At 52.3% G+C, this 1,460-nt stretch carries 1 tRNA gene and 2 rRNA genes; all 3 read right to left on the reverse strand.

The annotated features are described in order from the left end of the window. Nucleotides 1-60: 60 nt before the first annotated feature. Nucleotides 61-137 (reverse strand) — tRNA-Asp (locus ACZ6RC_RS33330). Between the two features lie 94 nt (nt 138-231). Continuing rightward, nucleotides 232-347: ribosomal RNA gene (rrf, locus tag ACZ6RC_RS33335) — 5S ribosomal RNA — on the reverse strand. A 99-nt stretch (nt 348-446) separates the two neighbouring features. Then, a 23S ribosomal RNA gene (locus ACZ6RC_RS33340) occupies nt 447-1,460 on the reverse strand; the annotation flags it as partial.

A 1,460-nucleotide genomic window follows, 5' to 3' on the forward strand; every position in this document is an offset into this window, starting at 1 on the left:
AATCGCAAAATATAGATATGAAAAAGCCCTGAGTCAGAGACTCAGGGCTTATCAATTAAGTGGCGGAACGGACGGGGCTCGAACCCGCGACCCCCTGCGTGACAGGCAGGTATTCTAACCAACTGAACTACCGCTCCACCGATTCTTTTACGTTGCATCTCTCGATGCCGGCAAATTCGCGCTTTGCGATTTGCGCATTACCAGTCGTCACACTGATAACGTTTATTTGATGCCTGGCAGTGTCCTACTCTCGCATGGGGAGACCCCACACTACCATCGGCGCTACGGCGTTTCACTTCTGAGTTCGGCATGGGGTCAGGTGGGACCACCGCGCTATTGCCGCCAGGCAAATTCTGTTTCATTCCAACCGCCTCACTTCCATGAAGCCATCAGAACCAATCTCGGAACTTCGCTGAAAATCTCTCTAAAAACACCTTCGGTGTTGTAAGGTTAAGCCTCACGGATCATTAGTACTGGTTAGCTCAATGCATCGCTGCACTTACACACCCAGCCTATCAACGTCTTAGTCTTAAACGTTCCTTCAGGGACCTTAAAGGCCCAGGGAAGACTCATCTTGAGGCAAGTTTCGCGCTTAGATGCTTTCAGCGCTTATCTTTTCCGCACTTAGCTACCGGGCAATGCCATTGGCATGACAACCCGAACACCAGTGGTGCGTTCACTCCGGTCCTCTCGTACTAGGAGCAACCCCTCTCAATCTTCCAACGCCCACGGCAGATAGGGACCGAACTGTCTCACGACGTTCTAAACCCAGCTCGCGTACCACTTTAAATGGCGAACAGCCATACCCTTGGGACCTACTTCAGCCCCAGGATGTGATGAGCCGACATCGAGGTGCCAAACACCGCCGTCGATATGAACTCTTGGGCGGTATCAGCCTGTTATCCCCGGAGTACCTTTTATCCGTTGAGCGATGGCCCTTCCATTCAGAACCACCGGATCACTAAGACCTACTTTCGTACCTGCTCGAGCCGTCACTCTCGCAGTCAAGCTAGCTTATGCCTTTGCACTAACCTCACGATGTCCGACCGTGATTAGCTAACCTTCGTGCTCCTCCGTTACTCTTTGGGAGGAGACCGCCCCAGTCAAACTACCCACCAGACACTGTCCTCACCCCAGATTATGGGGCCGAGTTAGAACATCAAACATTAAAGGGTGGTATTTCAAGGATGGCTCCACGCAGACTGGCGTCCACGCTTCAAAGCCTCCCACCTATCCTACACATCAAGGCTCAATGTTCAGTGTCAAGCTATAGTAAAGGTTCACGGGGTCTTTCCGTCTTGCCGCGGGTACACTGCATCTTCACAGCGAGTTCAATTTCACTGAGTCTCGGGTGGAGACAGCCTGGCCATCATTACGCCATTCGTGCAGGTCGGAACTTACCCGACAAGGAATTTCGCTACCTTAGGACCGTTATAGTTACGGCCGCCGTTTACTGGGGC

This window comes from Streptomyces sp. NPDC048353 (assembly GCF_055587165.1).